Here is an 18,521-nt window from a genome sequence, read left to right as displayed (position 1 = left end):
GCCGGCCGCCCCGCCGCTGCCGCCGACGGGTGATCAGCCGTAGAAGAGCTTGTCGAAGACCCGCCGGGCCCGTCGCGTCGCGCCGAGGTAATCCTCCTCGACCTGCGTCGCGGAGCGGGGCGCGTACTCGAGGATGCGTCCGATGCCGTCGAGGCGGCCACGGTCCACCGGGAGGATGTCACTGGTCTGACCCGACAGCAGGGTGTTGGCGGATCGCAGGCGGGATGCCAGGTGCCAGGCGGCGGCGAGCTTGTCGCTCGCGTCGCGCTCGACCAGTCCGGCGACGGTCGCCGCTTCGAGGGCTCCGAGCGTCGAGGTCGTGCGCATGTCGGGCACGGCACGCGCATGCTGCAGCTGCAACAACTGCACGAGCCACTCGACGTCGCTCAGCGAGCCCGGACCGAGCTTGAGGTGCCGCGCGGGGTCGGCGCCCTGCGGGAGGCGTTCGTTCTCGACGCGCGCCTTGATGCGGCGGATCTCGCGCAGACCGTTCTGATCGGCTGAGACCGGGTACCGCACCTCGTCGGCGAGCTCCATGAACGCCGCGATCAGCTTGACGCTGCCGGCGACGCCGCGCGCCCGCAGCAGCGCTTGCGCCTCCCACGACAGCGACCACCGACGGTAATACTCCGTGTAGGCCTCGATCGAGCGGGCCAGCGGGCCGCTGCGTCCCTCCGGGCGCAGCTCCGCGTCGAGGTCGAGCGGGAGACGGTGGTCCTCCGACTGCTCGCGCAGCCCCGCGACGATCTTCAGCGCCAGCTGACTCGCTCGTTGCGGATCGACGCCGTTCGCGCGGTAGACGTACATCACGTCGGCATCCGACCCGAAACCGAGCTCGCGTCCGCCGAAGCGCCCCATGGCGATGACGGCGAAGTCGAGGTCGTCGTCCTCGGGCGGCACCACGACGCGACGCACCGCACGCAGGGTCGCCTGGATCGTCACCTCGGTGATCGTGGTGAGGGCGTCGGAGAGCTCCTCGAGCGAAACGGTGCCCAGGACCGCGGCCATCGCCACACGCAGCATCTCCCGACGGCGCAGCGCGCGCACCGAGCGCATCGCATCGTCGATGTTCTGCCAGCGGGTCTGGATGGCGCGCGCCTCGTCTTCGAGGGCTTTGCCCGAGCGCGGGCGCAGGAGAGCGTCGTCGTCGAGCCACGCCACCGACTCCGGGATCCACTCCATCAATTCGCCGATGTATCGCGAACCCGAGAGCACGCGTGTGAGGCTCTCGGCGGCGCCGGCGGAATCGCGGAGCATCCGCAGGAACCACGGCGTGTTGCCCAGCCGCTCGCTGATGCGACGGAAGACCAGCAGGCCGTAGTCGGGGTCGACGCCGTCGGCGAACCACCGGATCATGATCGGCATGAGGTGCCGCTGGATGGTCGCCTTCCGGCTCAGGCCGCTCGTGAGCGCGGCGATGTGCCGGAGTGCTCCGGCGGGGTCGCGAAATCCGATGGCCGCCAAGCGATCGCGCGCCTGTTCGGTCGACAGCGTGCGCTCGCCCTCGGGCAGCGCCGCGACGGCGGAGAGCAGCGGGCGGTAGAACAGGCGCACGTGGATGTCGCGCACCTCGCGCTTGATGCCCTCCCACACCGCCTGCACCCCGGATGCCGACTCGGCCAGCCGCGACGCGCGCGCGAGCACCCGCAGATCGTCGTCCTTCTCGGGCAGCAGCGCCGTGCGACGGAGCCCGCGCAACTGCAGACGGTGCTCGAGCAGACGAAGGAGCCGGTAGTCGCGACCAAAGGCCTCGGCTTCGCTCCGGCCGATGTAGCCCTCGGCCACCAGGGCGTCGAGCGCCTCGAGCGTCCCGCGCTGCCGGATGCGTTCGTCGGTGAGGCCGTGCACGAGCTGCAGCAGCTGCACGGTGAACTCCACATCGCGGATGCCGCCGGGGCCGAGCTTCAGCTGCCGGTTCACCTCCGCGGCGGGGATGTGGTCGGTCACGCGCTCGCGCATGCGCTGCACGCCCTCGACGAAGTTCTCGCGCGCCGCGCTGTGCCACACCAGGGGCTGCACCGCGGCGACGTACTCCGCGCCGAGCGAGGCGTCACCCGCGATCGCGCGCGCCTTGAGCAGCGCCTGGAACTCCCAGCTCTTCGCCCAGCGCGCGTAGTACTGCTGGTGCGAGGCGAGACTGCGCACCAGCGCGCCCTGCTTGCCTTCCGGGCGCAGGTTGGGGTCGACCTCCCAGAGCGGCGGTTCGATCTCGGGCCCGGCGATGCCTCGCATCGTCTGCACCGCGAGTCGTGTGCCGATGTCGATCGCACGCGCCTCGCTCACGACCTCCTCGTCGGCCGAGCCGCCCACGAAGATGACGTCGACGTCGCTGACGTAGTTGAGCTCGCGCGCGCCGGTCTTGCCCATGGCGATGATGGCGAACCGGGTCGCCTCGACCTGCGCGCGGGGGAAAGCGCCGGGTCCGGCTCCCGAGACCCGCGAGCGTGCGACGCTCAGCGAGGCTTCGAGCGCTGCACCCGCGAGGTCGGCGAGTGACGACGAGACGACGTCGATCGCCCCCGCCGGGTCGTCCTGACCCAGGTCGTAGGCGGCGATGCGGGCGAGCAGCCGCCGATACCTGACGCGCAGGGCGACCCAGGCGGCATCCGTCGCGTCCGCCGCGAAACCCTCGTCGTCCCCCACGGATGCCAGCAGTTCGGTGCGCATCGTGGGCTCGTCGGGCAGGGTGAGGCCGGCGCCCGAGAGGTGCACGAGCTCATCGGGATGCCGAAGGTAGAACTCGGCGAAGCCGTCGGACGCCCCGACGATGTCCCACAGGGCACGCCAGGCGCCGGCGTCGGCGGCCGCGGCGCGGACCGCGGCGACGTCGCGCCGCGCCACCTGGAGGATCGCCCGCAGCGCGCGGTCGGGATCGGCCACGCGCTGCGCGAGCCGCATGGCGTCCGCCCGGTCAACGCCCACCGACTCCTCGAGCTCGCCGAGCAGGCTGTCTGCTTCGGTGAGCTGCGAGAAGCCGGTGCGGGCGAGGGCGGTGAGCGCGGTGGTGCGATCGCCCGAGGTCATCGGCGGTCCGTCAGAGCGCTTCGAGGTTGCTCGCGAGCTCGAACGGCGTCACCTGCGCGCGGTACTGGTTCCACTCGCGACGCTTGTTGAGCAGGACGTACTTGAATACGGTCTCGCCCAGCGTCTCGGCGACGAGCTCGGACTCCTCGAGGTATTCGAGGGCGTGGTCGAGACTCGACGGGAGCGGTGCGTAGCCGAGGGCACGGCGCTCGGTGTCGCTGAGCGACCACACGTTGTCCTCGGCTTCGGCGGGGAGTTCGTACTCCTCCTCGATGCCCTTGAGGCCGGCCGCGAGCATGAGCGCGTACGACAGGTAGGGGTTCGCCGCGGAGTCGAGGGCGCGGTATTCGACGCGCGTCGACTGGCCCTTGTTCGGCTTGTACAGCGGCACGCGCACGAGCGCCGAGCGGTTGTTGTGGCCCCAGCAGATGAAGCTGGGGGCCTCGTCGCCGCCCCACAGGCGTTTGTACGAGTTGACGAACTGGTTGGTGACCGCCGAGATCTCGTTCGCGTGGCGCAGCAGACCCGCGATGAAGTGACGGCCGACCTTGGACAGCTGGTACTGCGCGCCCTCTTCGTAGAACGCATTCATGTCGCCCTCGAAGAGCGACAGGTGCGTGTGCATGCCGCTGCCGGGCTGCCCGCTGATGGGCTTCGGCATGAAGGTGGCGTAGACGCCCTGTTCGATCGCGACCTCCTTCACCACCGTGCGGAACGTCATGATGTTGTCGGCGGTGGTCAGCGCGTCGGCGTACCGCAGGTCGATCTCGTTCTGACCCGGACCGCCCTCGTGGTGGCTGAACTCGACCGAGATGCCGAGGTCTTCGAGCATGCGCACCGAGCGTCGACGGAAGTCGTGGGCCGTGCCGCCCGGGACGTTGTCGAAGTAGCCGGCCGAGTCGACCGGCTGGGGGCGTCCGTCGGCGCCGAGCTGCGACGACTTCAGCAGGTAGAACTCGATCTCGGGGTGCGTGTAGAACGTGAAGCCCGCGTCGGCCGCCTTGGCGAGGGTGCGCTTGAGCACGTGGCGGGGGTCGGCGACCGCCGGCTGACCGTCGGGGGTGGTGATGTCGCAGAACATGCGCGCCGTCGGGTCGATCTCACCGCGCCACGGCAGGATCTGGAACGTCGTGGGGTCGGGGTGGGCGAGCAGGTCGGACTCGTAGGAGCGGGTGAGGCCCTCGATCGCCGATCCGTCGAAGCCCAGGCCCTCGGTGAAGGCGCCCTCGACCTCGGCGGGCGCGATCGCCACCGACTTGAGCGTGCCGACCACGTCGGTGAACCAGAGGCGCACGAACTTGACGCCGCGCTCCTCGATCGTGCGCAGGACGAAATCACGCTGCTTGTCCATCGTCATCCTTCGTTTCGGGGGCGGTCGGTCCGTCGGATCCGAGCCTCAGTCGTTCTCGGCCTCTTCGTCGGCCCACTGCTTGGCGCGCTGCTTCAGCAGCTGCGGCGCGTTCGCCGCTTCTTCGGCGGTGTCGAAGGGACCGGCGCGGTCGATCGCGGGCGACTCGTACCCCTTCTCGACCTGGCCGGTCTCGAGGTTGTACCAGTACTTCTCGTTGTCGTCGCTCACGATGGCTCCTCACGTGGGTCTCGCGGATCGGCGCGGTCCCGCCGGTGCTCTCCCGATCCTACTGATGCCGACCCCGCGGCTGGATAGGCTGAGGGGCATGGCAACGAATGCGTCTCGTGCGGTCGGAGTGGACATCGGCGGAACCGGCATCAAGGCGGGGATCGTCGACCTGGATGCCGGCGAGCTCGTCAGCGACCGGGTGAAGGTCGCCACCCCCGAAGGCGCGGAGCCCGCCGACGTGCTGGCGGCGGTGAGACAGGTCCTCGAAACGCTCGAAGCTCCTGCCGACCTGCCCCTCGGCGTGGCGTTCCCGGCGATCGTGAAAGGCGGGCGCACGCTGTCGGCGGCGAACGTGTCGAAGTCGTGGATCGGATTCGAGGCCGAGAAGTTCTTCGAGCACGGGCTCTCGCGCGACATCCACTTCGCCAACGACGCCGACGTGGCGGGCATCGCCGAGGTGCGGTACGGCGCGGCGAAGGGTGTCGACGGTCTCGTCATCCTCACCACGCTCGGCACCGGCATCGGGTCGGCCATGATCTACGACGGCGTCCTCGTCCCCAACAGCGAGCTCGGTCACCTCCAGCGCGCCGGGCACAAGAAGGATGCCGAGCACTTCGCCGCCTACTCCGCGATGGAGCGTGAGGAACTGTCGTGGGACAAGTGGGCCAAGCGCCTGCAGTGGTACTACGACTACGTCGAGTTCCTCTTCAGCCCCGACCTCATCGTCGTCGGCGGCGGCGTGTCGAAGCACTCCGAGAACTTCCTGCCGCTGCTGAAGCTGCGGGCGCCGATCGTCCCGGCGAAGCACCGCAACAACGCCGGCATCATCGGTGCCGCCTCCCTCGCCGTGCCGGTTCCCGAGGCGCTGCCCGCCGTCAAGTGAGGCGCCGGGCGGGTGGCATCCTGTCGCTCGTCGGACTCGGGGTCGCGACTCTGACGGGCTGCGCGTCCACCGCTGACGCCGCTCCGTCGGAGACGGGGTCGATCGTGACCGAGCACGGGTGGTGGAGCGACGCAGCCCCTCTCGTCGAGGAGACGGAGCGGCCGAGCCCTGAGGTCGACGAGGCGCCGAGCGACTTCGTGGACGCCGTCCGCGCGGCGTTGTCGGATTCGAGTCGCTTGCGCGCGTCCTCGGATGACGCGCTCGCGGAGGCCGGGGAGGATTTCTGCTTCCTCGCGGCGGAGGTCGATGACAGGCCGCCGCTTCCGGAGGTCGTCGGCGGCATGCGCGTCGAAGCCGATGACGCTGTCGTGATCGCGAGCGCAGCACGGAGCATCCTCTGCCCCTCCGACTGAGACGGCACTCAGCCGGCTCACAGGCTCGGTAGGGTGGCACGCGTGAAACGTTCCCTCGTCCCGGCCGGCATGGCGCTGAATCTCGCCGGGTCGGCCCTGCCCCGCGGCGGCGACGATGCCCTCACCATCATCGAGGCCGCGTCCGTGTCGCGGTGCGGGTGAGTCGGCGGCGGCTTCTGGTCGCCCTGGTCGCCGTCGTGGCCGTCGTCTCCGCCGGCGTCGAGTACACGGAAACGGTGGCCGCCCCTCGGTATCACCTGGCCACGCGCGCGGCCGATCCCGATGGTTTCCTCGACGCGGTGCGCGCGGCCGCCCCGCACGGAGGAGTGGTGGCGATGTCGAGAGATGAGGACGTCCTCGCCGGGGCCTGGCAGTACTGCGTGGATCACACGGACCTGAACCCGGGCGAGCCGATCGTCATCACCGTCGGAGGTCGGCTGCTGACGGACGGCGAAGAGATCGGTGCCGTCGTGCGGGCCGCCCGCACATCGCTCTGTTGAGCCCGCTCACGGAGCCGCGTCGCGGACGCTGACGGCGTTGCGCCACACCACGGGCGCCCAGTGGCCGCCCTCGCAGGGCACCTCGAGCATGACGACGCGGTCGTTGCCCCCGGTCGCCCAGGCCGCCTCGCGCGTCGAAGCCCGGTTGGGCCAGGTGACCCACGCCCACACCGGGCGCTTCTGCGCGTACCACTCGATGGGACGGACGCCCCAGGTCTCGGGCTGCAGCGTGCAGGGGGCGATGGATGCCAGCACCCGCGCGACCATCTCGTCGCTGACTCTCGTCGACCCCATGCACCGGACCCCTTCCCCGGCCGTGATCGAGTCTAGAACATATGTCCGACACTCGACCGGGTAAGGATGCGCGGTGCCTCACCCGAGGAGCAGATGCACGCGGTTCCGGAGAACGTCCACCGCCTCCTCCCGCGTGCGCCCGGTGCTCGGACCCTGCAGCAGCTCGGCCGCGATCTCGACGAGGATCGCGGTACCGAGGAAGAGGTCGGCAGCGCCGATCGTCCGCGTGTCGCCGTCGGCGGTCGCCGTGGTCTGCAGCGCTGCAGTCGGTGTTCCGAAGCGCGCGCGGACGAGCGCGCGTTCGTCGGGCGATGCGTCCCAGAACGGTCGGCCGGTCGCATCCGCACGGTCGATGAGGTTGATCAGGAAATCGCGGGCATCGCGCTGGGTCACGACTCCTCTTCGGAGCGTGGAGGCGGACAGATCCCCCGTGCGACCACTGGTTTCGTCCGTCGCGGGTGGTGGCATCCGGAGTCCGAGAGCGCGGCTTCGACTCGATCGAGACCGGGATGCGAATGGGCCGGCCTGTACGCCGGGTTCTGTCCGGGGGTCCCGGGGGACCCCGTGGACGGTCATCTCTCTCGGCGACACGTTGCCGTGCCGCTCCAGCGGCCTACCCGGGGACTCGGCGAGCCGCGTCGTCATCCCCTGTCTGGCCTTGCTCCGGACGAGGTTTACCTCGCGGGTCGTGTCACCACGACCCCGGTGGTCTCTTACACCACCCTTTCACCCTTACCCCGGTCCTGACGGACCGCGGCGGTCTGCTCTCTGTGGCACTGTCTCGCGGATTGCTCCGGGTGGGCGTTACCCACCGTCCTGCCCTGTGAAGCCCGGACGTTCCTCGGCACGGGCGAACCCGTGACGCGACCGTCCAGCCGACCCATTCGCAGGGTCGAGTCTACGCGGGCCGCTCAGCCCTTCTCGGCCGTCTCTCCGATCCGCAGGTCGAGGGGGAAGTCGATGGGGAACGTCCCGAACAGCAGACGGCCCGCGGATGCCGCGGACTCCCGCACCGCATCCGCGACGGCGTCGGCGTGTTCGAGCGGGGTGTGCACGACGATCTCGTCGTGCAGGAAGAACGCCAGGTGGGGCACCCGCGCGAACACCGGACCTGAGGCGGGCGCCGCGTGGGCGGCGTCCACCGCGGGGAGGACGGCGAGACGCGCGCGCAGGTCGGCGAGCCACGCGAGGGCCCACTCGGCGGCCGTGCCCTGCACGATGAAGTTGCGGGTGAAGCGGCCCCGGTCGCGAGCGGATCGACGCGCGCGGCTCTCGTCGACTCCGGATGCCGCGGCGTCGCTCGCGCGCGACTGCAGGTGCTGCCACGCCTCTCCCGCGGCGGGTGAGGTGCGCCCGAGCCACGTGCGGACCACTCCCCCGTTCTCACCCGTGCGCGCGGCGTCGTCGACGAGCTGCATCGCCCGCGGGAAGGTGCGGCGCAGACGCGGGAGCAGGCGCCCGCTCTCCCCGGTGGTGGCGCCGTACATCGCGCCCAGCATGGCGAGCTTCGCCTCGGCGCGGCTGGCGACGGCCCCGCGTTCGACGATGCCGGCGTAGAGGTCGCGACCGGATGCCGCCTCCGCCAGCGCCGTGTCACGCGCCATCGCCGCGAGCACCCGCGGTTCGAGCTGGGCCACGTCGGCGGTCACGAGGGTCCAGCCCGGATCGGCGCGGACGGCGGTGCGGAGCGAGCGCGGGATCTGCAGCGCTCCGCCGCCCGACGACGCCCATCGGCCCGTGACGACTCCGGCGGGAACGTACACGGGGCGGAAACGGTCGTCGTGCACCCACTCCTGCATCCAGGCCCACCCGTTGGCCGTGTACAGGCGCATGAGCTTCTTGTAGGCGATCAGCGGGGCGACGACGGGGTGGTCGTGCTCGGCGAGCTCCCACCGGCTCGTGGAGGTCACCTGGAGCCCCGCCCGGTGCAGGGAGCGCAGCAGGCGAGGCTGCGAGTCCAGGGAGGCCGTCGGATCCTCGAGAGCGGCCCGGACGATCGCCGCGGTGCGCTCGATGCGCTCCGGCAGACCTCCGCCGCGACGCGAGCCGAGCTCGCGTTCGAGCATCTCCTCGTGCGCGCGCCGGCTCCACGGCACCCCGGCCGCGTGGAGTTCGGCGGCGATCAATCCGCCGGCCGATTCGGCGACGCACAGCAGGCGCAGAGCGCCGGGGGCCGCCGCCGAGTCGATGGCGGCGAGCTGCCGTCGAAACTCGGCGACAGCGTCGTCGAGCGAGTCGGGCAGGACGGTCGACGGATCGCCGAGGTCGAAGAGCGTGTCGCCCGCCGCGGGCGCGGCGCTGCCGGCATCCCACTCCGGATGGGAACGGAGTCCGTGATCGTCGACCACGCCCTCGGCGTCGCGCAGGATGCCGTGCACCAGTCGCAGATCCCAGGCGCGGGCCAGACGCACCCCCGCCGACAGCAGAGCGGGATACGTGCTCGCCGTATCGGCCCACACCCACCGGACGTCTCCGCGCTCTTCACGATCGGAAACGGCTTCGGCGAGCCGGTCGGCGGGGACGTCGGTGGGGGCTGCGTCGACGTCGAGCGACTGGAGGGCGAAGCGGCCGGGGCCGGTGCGCCCGACGACGACCGTGTCAGACGGCACGGGCGCCGGGAGGGGTCATCGCGATTCTTCGGTGCGGACGAGGATTGCGCCGCACTCGGGGCAGAACACGACCTCGTCGGTCTGTGCCCGGCGGACCGTGGCCAGGTCGCTCGGCGGGAGAACCATGCGGCAGGCCTCGCAGGCGCCGGCGCGCAGCAGACCCGCACCGTTGCCGCGGGAGGCGAGACGCTCGTAGAGCCCCAGCAGGTCGGCGGGGACGGACGCGGCCACGGCGTCACGATCGCGGCGCGCACCGTCGAGGCGCGTCGTCGCGTCGGACACGGTGGTCTTGGCCTCGGCGCTGAGCTGCGCGCCCTGCGCGTTGGTGTCGGCGATCTGTGCCTCTTGCTCGGCGACCGCGGCGTCGGCGGCCTCGAGGCGCTCCATGAGCGCGATCTCCATGTCTTCGAGGTCGCCCTTGCGGCGCTTCAACGACACGAGCTCGTTCTCGAAGCCCTGCGCCTGCTTGGGGTTGGACGAGGCGGCGAGACGCTCGGTGTCGCGTGCGATGCGGGCGTCGACGACGGCGACGTCGGATTCGAGGCGCTTCAGTTCGGCGGTGATGTCGTCGCGCGCGTTGGCCCGGGTACCGAGCTCTTGAGCGAGCGTCGCCCGCTGGGCGATGAGCTCGCGCACGCGCTCGGCCTGCGGCGGGTTCGCCGCGACGCGCTCATCACGACGGATGCGGGCGTCGAGGTCGGCGAGATCGAGCAGTTTGCGCTGGTCGGCGGGATCGGCATTCACGCATGCAACGCTACCCCGGGGGTCGGACATCGGCGGTACGCGCCGACAGCGCGGCCCGCGCGCGCCCGGCGCCGAGATCACACCTTCGGCGCGAGGTCACTGCGTAGGGCCGCGCTCTTCGGTGCGACCTCGCGCCGGACGTGTCATCTCGCGCGCGTCGGCCGGCGATCGAAGCGGCGGGTGCGCACGCGGCGGGGGCCCGCGGCTAGACTCGGGGCATCCCGGGCCTTTAGCTCAGCTGGTAGAGCGCCACGTTTACACCGTGGATGTCGTCGGTTCGATCCCGGCAGGGCCCACCACCTCCGCGGTGCCGTACACCGTCCGCTCACGTCGCGCATCATGGAGCGATGGAGCACCGCACCCCCATCGACCTCGACTCGTGGCCGCGTCGGCAGCACTTCGATCACTACCTGCACGCGTCGCCGTGCACGTACGCGCTGACCGTCGAGGTCGACGTCACCGACTTCGTCGCGGCCGTGCGGGCGTCGGAGCGTCGCACGTACGTCGCGCAGATCTGGGCCCTCTCGGCGATCGTCGATCGGCATCCCGAGTTCCGCCTCAGCCTCGACGAGACGGGCGCGCCGGCCGTGTGGGATCGCGTGCACCCGGCCTTCACGGTCTTCCACGCCGAGAGCGAGACCTTCTCGTGCCTCTGGGTTCCCTTCGACCCGGACTTCCCCGCGTTCCACGATGCCGCCGTGCGCACGATCGCCGAGCACGCGGCATCCGAGGAGTTCTTCCCGCAGGGCGAACCGCCGCGCAACACCTTCGACGTCTCGAGCCTGCCGTGGACGGACTTCACCGGCTTCACGCTGAACATCCAGAAGGGCTGGGCGCATCTCGCGCCGATCGTCACGCTCGGCCGGTACGTCGACCGCGACGGCCGCGTGCTGCTGCCCGTCGCCCTGCAGATCCACCACGCCGCGGCCGACGGCTTCCACGCCGCCCGCTTCGTGAACGAACTGCGCGAGCTTCTGGCCGACGGTTCGTGGGTGACGGCCCCCGCGGCCGCCGAGCGCTAATTCAGGATGTTCACGCTCCGCGCGATCACCAGCGCCAGCAGGATGAACCCCGAGACCGCCTGCACCATCATGAACAGCTTCGCCCGACTCGACAGCGGCATGACGTCGGTGGGGCTGAAGGCCATGGCGTTGGATGCCGAGAAGTACAGGTAGTCGACGTACCCGGGCGCCCAGTCCTCGACGTCGGACGAGCGTCGCCGCACTTCGCTGACGGCGTCGCGGTCGCTGTCCTGCGGGAACTGGAAATCGGCGGCCGGGAGCTCGTCTCGGGGGTCCCGACGGCGGGCGATCGGCCCGCCCCGGTCCATCTCCCAGTAGACGACGGCGTAGCCGATCACGTTGATCGCCCACACCTGTGCGGCGCCGAGCAGCGTTCCGGCCCCGTCGCCCTGTCCTTGCAACAGCTGGTGGACGAGCAGCACCAGCGCCACCTGGTTCGCGAGCAGCAGCACGGCGGTGAACGCCAGCGCGAAGCCGCGCCCCCATCGCGACTCGCGCGTGAGTCGCGATGGATTCGTCACCACCATGGGGACGGCGCACAGCACGCCGGCGCCCACGACGACGTACCTCAGGATGCCGGCGGCCTCCGTGGGCAGGAAGGCGTACAGTCCCGCCCCCACGGCGAGGGCGATCAGCACCGGCCAGCGGTGCTCGGGCCGCGTGCGGAACGCGGAGGGATCCTGCGGGCTCACGCGCTCAGGCTAGACCCGTCCCGCCCTCGGGCCCGGGCTCCGGCGTCGTTCATCGCTTCTCCACAGCCGGGACGGGACTCCTCGACGTCGAAGGGTCGTGACGGTCGGAGCGGGACCGCGGGCTCCCCGCGCACCCGATGGCGCGCCGACTCGCTAGGCTGGACGCTGGTTGATTGTGCGGAGCGAACAAGGGTTGCCGCACTCGTATGGCGATTCTCTGGCATGACCTGCCAGACGACGAAAGGTCTTCCGTGACTGTTCACGACCAGGATCCGTATTCGCAGGGGCCGCAGGACAGCGACCCGGAAGAGACCGGGGAGTGGCAGGAATCCCTGCGACAGCTGGTCCAGGCGAAGGGTCCGGCTCGCGCTCGCGAGATCATGCTGAGCCTGCTCAAGGGCTCGAAGGAACTGCACCTCAACGTGCCGATGGTTCCGACCACCGATTACATCAACACGATCGCTCAGAAGAACGAGCCCGAGTTCCCGGGCGACGAAGAGCTCGAGCGTCGTTACCGCAAGTGGATCCGCTGGAACGCGGCGGTCACCGTGCACCGCGCGCAGCGCCCCGGCATCGGCGTCGGCGGCCACATCTCGACCTACGCGTCGTCGGCGGCCCTGTACGAAGTGGGCTTCAACCACTTCTTCCGCGGCCTCGACGACCCGTCCGGTGGCGACCAGATCTTCATCCAGGGCCACGCCTCGCCCGGCGCGTACGCGCGCGCCTTCCTCGAGGGTCGCCTGACGGAGGCGCAGCTCGACGGCTTCCGTCAGGAGAAGTCGGCGGCGCCGAACGGCATCCCCTCCTACCCCCACCCCCGTCTCATGCCGGAGTTCTGGCAGTTCCCGACGGTGTCGATGGGTCTCGGTCCGATCAACGCCATCTACCAGGCGATGTCGAACAAGTACCTCGCCAACCGCGGCATCAAGGACGTCGGCGGCTCGCAGGTGTGGGCCTACCTCGGCGACGGCGAGATGGACGAGGTCGAGAGCCGCGGCCAGCTGCAGGTCGCGGCGAACGAGGGCCTCGACAACCTCAACTTCATCATCAACTGCAACCTGCAGCGCCTCGACGGCCCCGTCCGCGGCAACGGCAAGATCATCCAGGAGCTCGAGAGCTTCTTCCGCGGCGCCGGCTGGAACGTCATCAAGGTCGTCTGGGGTCGCGAGTGGGACGACCTGCTCGCCCGCGACACCGAGGGCGCCCTGCTCAACCTCATGAACACCACGCCCGACGGCGACTACCAGACCTACAAGGCCGAGAACGGCGCGTACGTCCGCGAGAACTTCTTCGGTCGCGACCCCCGTGCGCTCGAACTCGTCAAGGACTACACCGACGAGCAGGTCTGGGGCCTCAAGCGCGGCGGCCACGACTACCGCAAGGTCTACGCGGCGTTCAAGGCGGCGGCCGAGCACAAGGGACAGCCCACCGTCATCCTCGCCAAGACCATCAAGGGCTACGGCCTCGGTCCCCACTTCGAGGGCCGCAACGCCACGCACCAGATGAAGAAGCTGACGCTGGACGACCTCAAGTCGTTCCGCGACGCCATGGACATCCCCGTCACCGACGCGCAGCTAGAAGAGAACCCCTACCAGCCGCCGTACTACAACCCCGGTGAGAAGGACGAGACCATCCAGTACATGCTGGAGCGTCGTCGCTCGCTCGGCGGCTTCCTGCCCGAGCGTCGCACGACCCACGTGGGTCTGGAACTGCCCGGGGATGCCGCGTATGCGCTGCCCAAGAAGGGCTCCGGCACCCAGGACGTGGCGACCACGATGGCGTTCGTGCGTCTGCTGAAGGACCTGCTGCGCGTCAAGGGCTTCGGCCACCGCATCGTGCCGATCATCCCCGACGAGGCGCGCACGTTCGGTATGGACGCGTACTTCCCGACGGCGAAGATCTACAACCCCAAGGGCCAGCACTACACCTCCGTCGACCGCGAGCTGCTGCTGGCGTACAAGGAGAGCCCCGAGGGCCAGATCATCCACGTCGGCATCAACGAGGCGGGCGCCCTCGCGGCGTTCACTGCGGCCGGCACGGCGTACGCGACCCACGGCGAACCGCTCATCCCGGTCTACGTCTTCTACTCGATGTTCGGCTTCCAGCGCACGGGCGACGCCCAGTGGGCCGCGGGCGACCAGATGGCGCGCGGCTTCATCATCGGCGCCACGGCCGGCCGCACCACGCTGACGGGTGAGGGTCTGCAGCACGCCGACGGTCACTCGCAGCTGCTGGCCTCGACCAACCCCGCCACCGTGTCGTACGACCCGGCCTACGGCTACGAGATCGCCCACATCGTGCGCAGCGGTATCGAGCGCATGTACGGCGGCGAGCACTCCGACCCGAACGTCATGTACTACATGACGGTCTACAACGAGCCGTACGTGCAGCCCGCCGAGCCCGAGGGCGTCGACGTGGACGGCATCGTCCGCGGCATCCACCACATCTCCACCGGTGAGGGCGACGGTCCCCGCACCCAGCTGCTCGCGTCGGGCGTCGGTGTGCCGTGGGCCCTCGAGGCGCAGCGTCTGCTGAAGGACGACTGGGGTGTGAAAGCCGATGTGTGGTCGGTGACCTCGTGGTCGGAGCTGCGTCGCGACGGTCTCGCCGCGGACGAGCACAACTTCCTGCACCCCGATGAGGAGCCCCGCGTGGCCTACCTCACCGACAAGCTGAAGGAGGCCGAGGGTCCCGTCGTGGCCGTCAGCGACTGGATGCACGCGGTGCAGGACCAGATCCGCCAGTGGGTTCCGCAGAATTACTGGACGCTCGGCGCCGACGGTTTCGGCTTCTCCGACACGCGTGCGGCGGCCCGTCGCTTCTTCAAGATCGACGGCCCCTCGCTCGCCGTGCGCGCCCTGCAGGCCCTGGCCGAAGAGGGCAAGGTCGACCGCGCCGTCGTCGGTCAGGCGATCGAGAAGTACCGCCTGCACGACGTCAACGCCGGCACCAGCGGCAACGCGGGCGGCGAGGCCTGAGTCCGGTGACGGACTCCACCGTCGGCCCCGGTTCCCCCCGCACCGCGGGCGGGGCCGGGTCCGACCGGTCTCCGGCGGGCGACGCCGCGGTCGAGAAGGCCGAGACCCTCACATGGCTGCGGCGCATCTCCGGCGATCTCGCCACCGCGACGATCCAGCGCCTCGAAGAGACGCTCCCGTGGTACGCCGAGATGCCCCCCGCGCGGCGATCGGCGGTGGGGCTGGTCGCGCAGGCCGGCATCACCTCGTTCCTGCAGTGGTTCGAGGAACCGGCATCCACCCCCGCGATCGCGGCCGACATCTTCGCCGCGGCCCCGCGCGAACTGCTGCGCAGTGTGAGCCTGACTCAGACGCTGCAGCTTGTGCGCGTGACCGTCGAGGTCATGGAGGAACGCGTCGCCGGGCGGAGCGAGAAGGTGCGCGAGGCGATGCTGTCGTACTCGCGCGAGGTCGCCTTCGCCGCCGCCGACGTCTATGCCCGGGCCGCCGAGGCCCGGGGCCTGTGGGACGCGCGTCTCGAGGCGCTCGTGGTGGACTCGATCCTCACGGGCGAGGCCGACGACGAACTCCCCAGCCGCATCGCCGCCCTCGGGTGGCACGGTCATGGCGAGGTCGCGGTGCTCGTGGGCACCACTCCCCCGCAGCTCGACGTCGATCAGGTGCGGCGCACGGCGCGCAAGCTCGGCGTGGATGTGCTCATCGGCGTGCAGGGGTCGAGGCTCGTGCTGGTGGTCGGCCGTGCGGATCTGCCCGCACGCTCGAGCGGAGAGGACACCGCTGAACTGCCCTTCCCCGAGATCGCGAAGCGCCTCGAGCCCGGCTTCGGGTCGGGGCACCTCGTGCTGGGCCCGGCCGTTCCGGCTCTGGTCGACGCAGGCCAGAGTGCCCGCGCCGCGCTGGCGGGTTTCGCCGTCGCCCGGGCATGGCGCCACGCCCCGCGTCCGGTCGAGGCCGACGACCTGCTCCCGGAGCGAGCCCTCGCGGGAGACGCGGTGGCCAAGCAGACCCTCGTCGACCGCGTCTACCGCCCCCTGCAGGCGCACAGCGCCGATCTCGTCGCGACCCTGTGGAGCTACCTCGACAACGGCCGGTCGCTCGAGGCGACAGCCCGCGAACTCTACGTGCACCCCAACACGGTGCGCTATCGCCTGAAGCGCGTCTCCGAGGTGATCGGCTGGGATGCCACGGGCCCCCGCGAGGCGCTGATCCTGCAGACGGCGCTGATCCTGGGCTCGATCGGCACGGATGCCACCCGCCGGCGCGGTCTCGCCAGTCGGCGACCGCTCGCGTCCCGTTGACGCGCCCATCGGCTTCCTCTCGCCGAGTGTCCCCGACACGCCGTTCCGCGCACCGGCGTGCGGCGTGTCGTGGACACTCGACGGAGGGGTGGCGGCCGTGCTGATGCACGGCGCGCACAAAGACACGCCGCATATCTGTGCCGATATCTCCATAAGCACCGGCCCGATCCTTGGCAGGATGGGACGGTGATCATCGCCGTCTTCCCCGGACAGGGCTCGCAGACCCCTGGGTTCCTCTCGCCGTGGCTCGAGATCGACGGGGCGCGTGAGCGCCTCGCCGCCTTCTCCGATCAGGCCGGAGTCGACCTCATCGCCGCCGGTACCGAATGGGATGCCGACCGGATCCGCGACACCGCGGTCGCCCAGCCGCTCATCGTCGCCGCGTCCCTGCTGTCGTGGGCGGCACTGAACGAGCGCACGGGCACACCCGTCGCCGGTGTCGCGGGGCACTCCGTCGGTGAGATCGCCGCTCTGGCGGCATCCGGGGTCCTGAGCGACGCGGACGCGCTGCGCCTGGTCGGTCTGCGCGGCCGCGCGATGGCCGAGGCGGCCTCGGCGGTCGACACCGGAATGAGCGCCGTCGTCGGCGGAGACGAACAGGCCGTTCTCGAACGCCTCGCGGCGCTGGACCTCACCCCCGCCAACTACAACGGCGGCGGGCAGATCGTCGCCGCCGGGGAGCTGCCGGCCCTGGCCGAGCTCACCGCGGAGGCTCCCCGCGGTGCGCGGGTCATCCCGCTGCAGGTCGCCGGTGCCTTCCACACCCGCTTCATGGAGCCCGCGGTCGAGACGCTGCGATCCGCCGCGGCCGACGTCGAGGTCGCCGACCCGAACCTGACGCTGTGGACCAACTCCGATGGCTCCGTCGTCTCCGACGGCCGCCGCGCGCTCGACCTCGTCGTCGCGCAGGTGGCCTCGCCCGTCCGCTGGGATCGCTGCATGGCCTCGTTCGCGGAGCGCGGCGTCACCGGCATCATCGAACTCTCGCCCGCGGGGGCGCTCACCGGGCTCGCGAAGCGCGCCCTGCGCGGCACCCCGACCGTGGCGGTCAAGACCCCCGACGACCTCGACGCGGCCGTCTCACTGCTGAAGGAAGACCAGGCATGAGCACCCCCACCCTCCGCCAGACCCAGGGCGCGGCCCACACCCGCATCTACTCGTACGGCGCGGCCCGCGGCGAGAACTTCGTCCCCAACGACGACCTCGTGGGTCCCATCGACTCGAGCGACGAGTGGATCCGCCAGCGCACCGGCATCGTCACGCGCGTCCGCGCCAACAAAGAGACGGATGCCATCGACCTGGCCGCCGAGGCCGCACGCGAAGCCGTGGAGAAGTCCGGCGTCTCCCCCGCCGACATCGACGCCGTGATCGTCGCCACCATCAGCAACCCGAAGCAGACGCCCTCGGCCTCCGCGATCGTCGCCGACCGGATCGGCGCGAACCCCGCCGCCGCCTACGACGTGAACGCCGCGTGCGCGGGCTTCGCCTACGGCGTCGGCCAGGCCGACGCTCTCGTGCGCGCGGGTCTCGCGACGCACGTCGTCGTCGTGGGAGCCGAGAAGCTCAGCGACATCGTCGACCCCACCGACCGCAGCATCTCGTTCCTCCTCGGCGACGGCGCGGGCGCCGTGGTCGTCGGACCGAGCGACACCCCCGGCATCGGCCCGACCGTCTGGGGGTCCGACGGCTCGAAGGCGGATGCCGTGGGCATGAACGCCACGCTCAACGAGTTCCGCGACGGCACGGCGCCGTGGCCCACCCTCCGCCAGGAGGGCCCCACGGTCTTCCGCTGGGCCGTGTGGGAGATGGTGAAGGTCGCGCGTCAGGCGATCGAGGCCGCGGGCATCGAGCCCGGCGACCTCGCGGCGTTCGTGCCGCACCAGGCCAACATGCGCATCATCGACGAGTTCGCCAAGCAGCTGGGCCTGCCCGAGACCGTCGTCATCGGCCGCGACATCGAGACCACGGGCAACACCTCCGCGGCATCCATCCCGCTCGCCACCCACCGTCTGCTCGAGGAGCACCCCGAGCTCAGCGGCGGTCTCGCGCTGCAGATCGGCTTCGGCGCCGGGCTCGTGTTCGGCGCGCAGGTCGTCGTGCTTCCCTGACGCGAGAGCGTCGAACCCTAGACTGATCGGGGCCTGTCAGGCCCGCCCCCAAGAAACAGGAGACATCATGGCATTCACCAACGACGAGGTTCTCGCCGGCCTTGCCGAGCTCATCACCGACGAGACCGGTATCTCGGCCGACGAGGTCGCCCTCGAGAAGTCGTTCACCGACGACCTCGACATCGACTCCATCTCGATGATGACGATCGTCGTCAACGCCGAGGAGAAGTTCGGAGTCACCATCCCCGACGACGAGGTCAAGAACCTCAAGACCGTCGGCGACGCCGTGACGTTCATCACGTCGAACCAGTCCTGACACCTCCCGGTGGGGGCTTCGGCCCCCACCGGTCACGACCTGTCGGCCGCACCAAGGATCT

16 protein-coding genes, 1 tRNA gene, 1 other RNA gene and 1 pseudogene are annotated in these 18,521 nt (G+C 70.6%); 10 read left to right on the top strand and 9 right to left on the bottom strand.

All coding sequences use genetic code 11. The annotated features are described in order from the left end of the window. Positions 1–33: 33 nt before the first annotated feature. The 3 genes from AB0230_RS12245 to AB0230_RS12235 are packed head-to-tail and all read right to left on the bottom strand — an operon-like array spanning position 34 to position 4,603. Positions 34–3,024: a bifunctional [glutamine synthetase] adenylyltransferase/[glutamine synthetase]-adenylyl-L-tyrosine phosphorylase gene (locus AB0230_RS12245; protein WP_366375983.1), complete on the bottom strand. Its 2,991-nt coding sequence runs from the start codon at positions 3,022–3,024 to the stop codon at positions 34–36. Positions 3,025–3,034: 10 nt separating this feature from the next. Next, a complete protein-coding gene (gene glnA, locus AB0230_RS12240) occupies positions 3,035–4,375 on the bottom strand; it encodes a type I glutamate--ammonia ligase (protein WP_076675636.1) in 1,341 nt (446 codons plus the stop codon). A gap of 45 nt (positions 4,376–4,420) precedes the next feature. Next, positions 4,421–4,603 carry an SPOR domain-containing protein gene (locus tag AB0230_RS12235; protein WP_315995684.1) on the bottom strand — a complete coding sequence of 61 codons (183 nt, stop codon included), beginning with the start codon at positions 4,601–4,603 and terminating at the stop codon, positions 4,421–4,423. Positions 4,604–4,700: 97 nt separating this feature from the next. On the opposite strand from AB0230_RS12235, the gene ppgK reads away from it, so the two are divergent. The 3 genes from ppgK (at position 4,701) to AB0230_RS12220 (ending at position 6,399) form a co-directional block, all read left to right on the top strand. Next, positions 4,701–5,486 (top strand): polyphosphate--glucose phosphotransferase, encoded by a 786-nt coding sequence (ppgK, locus tag AB0230_RS12230; RefSeq protein WP_315995683.1) that lies wholly within the window; start codon positions 4,701–4,703, stop codon positions 5,484–5,486. A gap of 104 nt (positions 5,487–5,590) precedes the next feature. Then, positions 5,591–5,899, top strand: a complete 309-nt coding sequence (locus AB0230_RS12225; protein ID WP_366375980.1) for a hypothetical protein — start codon at positions 5,591–5,593, stop codon at positions 5,897–5,899. 158 nt (positions 5,900–6,057) lie between these two features. Then, a complete protein-coding gene (locus AB0230_RS12220; protein WP_366375978.1) occupies positions 6,058–6,399 on the top strand; it encodes a hypothetical protein in 342 nt (113 codons plus the stop codon). Positions 6,400–6,405: 6 nt separating this feature from the next. On the opposite strand, the gene AB0230_RS12215 is transcribed toward AB0230_RS12220, so the two are convergent. From AB0230_RS12215 to AB0230_RS12195, 5 genes and pseudogenes are all read right to left on the bottom strand, one after another. Beyond that, on the bottom strand, positions 6,406–6,693 hold the full coding sequence (locus AB0230_RS12215) for a hypothetical protein (RefSeq protein ID WP_315995680.1): 288 nt from the start codon (positions 6,691–6,693) through the stop codon (positions 6,406–6,408). A 78-nt stretch (positions 6,694–6,771) separates the two neighbouring features. Beyond that, positions 6,772–7,086: a hypothetical protein gene (locus AB0230_RS12210; RefSeq protein WP_366375976.1), complete on the bottom strand. Its 315-nt coding sequence runs from the start codon at positions 7,084–7,086 to the stop codon at positions 6,772–6,774. Positions 7,087–7,205: 119 nt separating this feature from the next. After that, positions 7,206–7,576, bottom strand: an RNA gene (gene rnpB / locus AB0230_RS12205) — RNase P RNA component class A. A gap of 28 nt (positions 7,577–7,604) precedes the next feature. Then, a pseudogene (locus tag AB0230_RS12200) lies at positions 7,605–9,321 on the bottom strand (bifunctional 3'-5' exonuclease/DNA polymerase). Then, positions 9,318–10,046 carry a C4-type zinc ribbon domain-containing protein gene (locus AB0230_RS12195; RefSeq protein WP_366375974.1) on the bottom strand — a complete coding sequence of 243 codons (729 nt, stop codon included), beginning with the start codon at positions 10,044–10,046 and terminating at the stop codon, positions 9,318–9,320. The pseudogene AB0230_RS12200 and the gene AB0230_RS12195 overlap by 4 nt, the downstream one beginning before the upstream one ends. A gap of 223 nt (positions 10,047–10,269) precedes the next feature. Between AB0230_RS12195 and AB0230_RS12190 the strand changes: the two genes are divergently transcribed. Both AB0230_RS12190 and catA read left to right on the top strand, forming a co-directional pair. Beyond that, positions 10,270–10,345: transfer RNA gene (locus AB0230_RS12190), tRNA-Val, on the top strand. A gap of 48 nt (positions 10,346–10,393) precedes the next feature. After that, positions 10,394–11,068: a type A chloramphenicol O-acetyltransferase gene (gene catA, locus AB0230_RS12185; RefSeq protein ID WP_366375972.1), complete on the top strand. Its 675-nt coding sequence runs from the start codon at positions 10,394–10,396 to the stop codon at positions 11,066–11,068. On the opposite strand, the gene AB0230_RS12180 is transcribed toward catA, so the two are convergent. Continuing rightward, the gene (locus tag AB0230_RS12180; protein WP_315995676.1) at positions 11,065–11,760 is read right to left on the bottom strand and encodes a DUF1345 domain-containing protein; all 696 of its coding nucleotides are present in this window, start codon (positions 11,758–11,760) and stop codon (positions 11,065–11,067) included. The two genes, catA and AB0230_RS12180, sit on opposite strands and share 4 nt — an antisense overlap. Before the next feature lie 251 nt (positions 11,761–12,011). Between AB0230_RS12180 and aceE the strand changes: the two genes are divergently transcribed. The 5 genes from aceE (at position 12,012) to AB0230_RS12155 (ending at position 18,460) form a co-directional block, all read left to right on the top strand. Then, positions 12,012–14,738, top strand: a complete 2,727-nt coding sequence (aceE, locus tag AB0230_RS12175) for a pyruvate dehydrogenase (acetyl-transferring), homodimeric type (RefSeq protein ID WP_315995675.1) — start codon at positions 12,012–12,014, stop codon at positions 14,736–14,738. A gap of 116 nt (positions 14,739–14,854) precedes the next feature. Further along, positions 14,855–16,036, top strand: a complete 1,182-nt coding sequence (locus tag AB0230_RS12170) for a helix-turn-helix domain-containing protein (protein ID WP_315995902.1) — start codon at positions 14,855–14,857, stop codon at positions 16,034–16,036. A 186-nt stretch (positions 16,037–16,222) separates the two neighbouring features. After that, the gene (locus AB0230_RS12165) at positions 16,223–17,143 is read left to right on the top strand and encodes an ACP S-malonyltransferase (protein ID WP_363579098.1); all 921 of its coding nucleotides are present in this window, start codon (positions 16,223–16,225) and stop codon (positions 17,141–17,143) included. Next, complete coding sequence (locus AB0230_RS12160) at positions 17,140–18,144, top strand: beta-ketoacyl-ACP synthase III (protein WP_315995673.1); 1,005 nt, start codon at positions 17,140–17,142, stop codon at positions 18,142–18,144. The genes AB0230_RS12165 and AB0230_RS12160 overlap by 4 nt, the downstream gene beginning before the upstream one ends. Before the next feature lie 67 nt (positions 18,145–18,211). Next, positions 18,212–18,460, top strand: a complete 249-nt coding sequence (locus AB0230_RS12155) for an acyl carrier protein (protein WP_022880558.1) — start codon at positions 18,212–18,214, stop codon at positions 18,458–18,460. The last annotated feature ends 61 nt before the right edge of the window (positions 18,461–18,521 follow it).

This window comes from Microbacterium sp. NPDC089190, from assembly GCF_040701795.1.
Taxonomy (GTDB): domain Bacteria; phylum Actinomycetota; class Actinomycetes; order Actinomycetales; family Microbacteriaceae; genus Microbacterium; species Microbacterium galbum.
The sequence above is the reverse complement of the archived record's forward strand: the minus strand, read 5'-3'. Positions and strand labels throughout refer to the sequence as shown.

Bases quoted from the DNA above. Each gene is read 5' to 3' on its own strand.
- ppgK (WP_315995683.1), top strand. From the start codon at position 4,701: ATGGCAACGAATGCGTCTCGTGCGGTCGGAGTGGACATCGGCGGAACC.
- AB0230_RS12155 (WP_022880558.1), top strand. From the start codon at position 18,212: ATGGCATTCACCAACGACGAGGTTCTCGCCGGCCTTGCCGAGCTCATC.
- AB0230_RS12215 (WP_315995680.1), bottom strand. From the start codon at position 6,693: ATGGGGTCGACGAGAGTCAGCGACGAGATGGTCGCGCGGGTGCTGGCA.
- glnA (WP_076675636.1), bottom strand. From the start codon at position 4,375: ATGGACAAGCAGCGTGATTTCGTCCTGCGCACGATCGAGGAGCGCGGC.
- AB0230_RS12160 (WP_315995673.1), top strand. From the start codon at position 17,140: ATGAGCACCCCCACCCTCCGCCAGACCCAGGGCGCGGCCCACACCCGC.
- AB0230_RS12245 (WP_366375983.1), bottom strand. From the start codon at position 3,024: ATGACCTCGGGCGATCGCACCACCGCGCTCACCGCCCTCGCCCGCACC.
- catA (WP_366375972.1), top strand. From the start codon at position 10,394: ATGGAGCACCGCACCCCCATCGACCTCGACTCGTGGCCGCGTCGGCAG.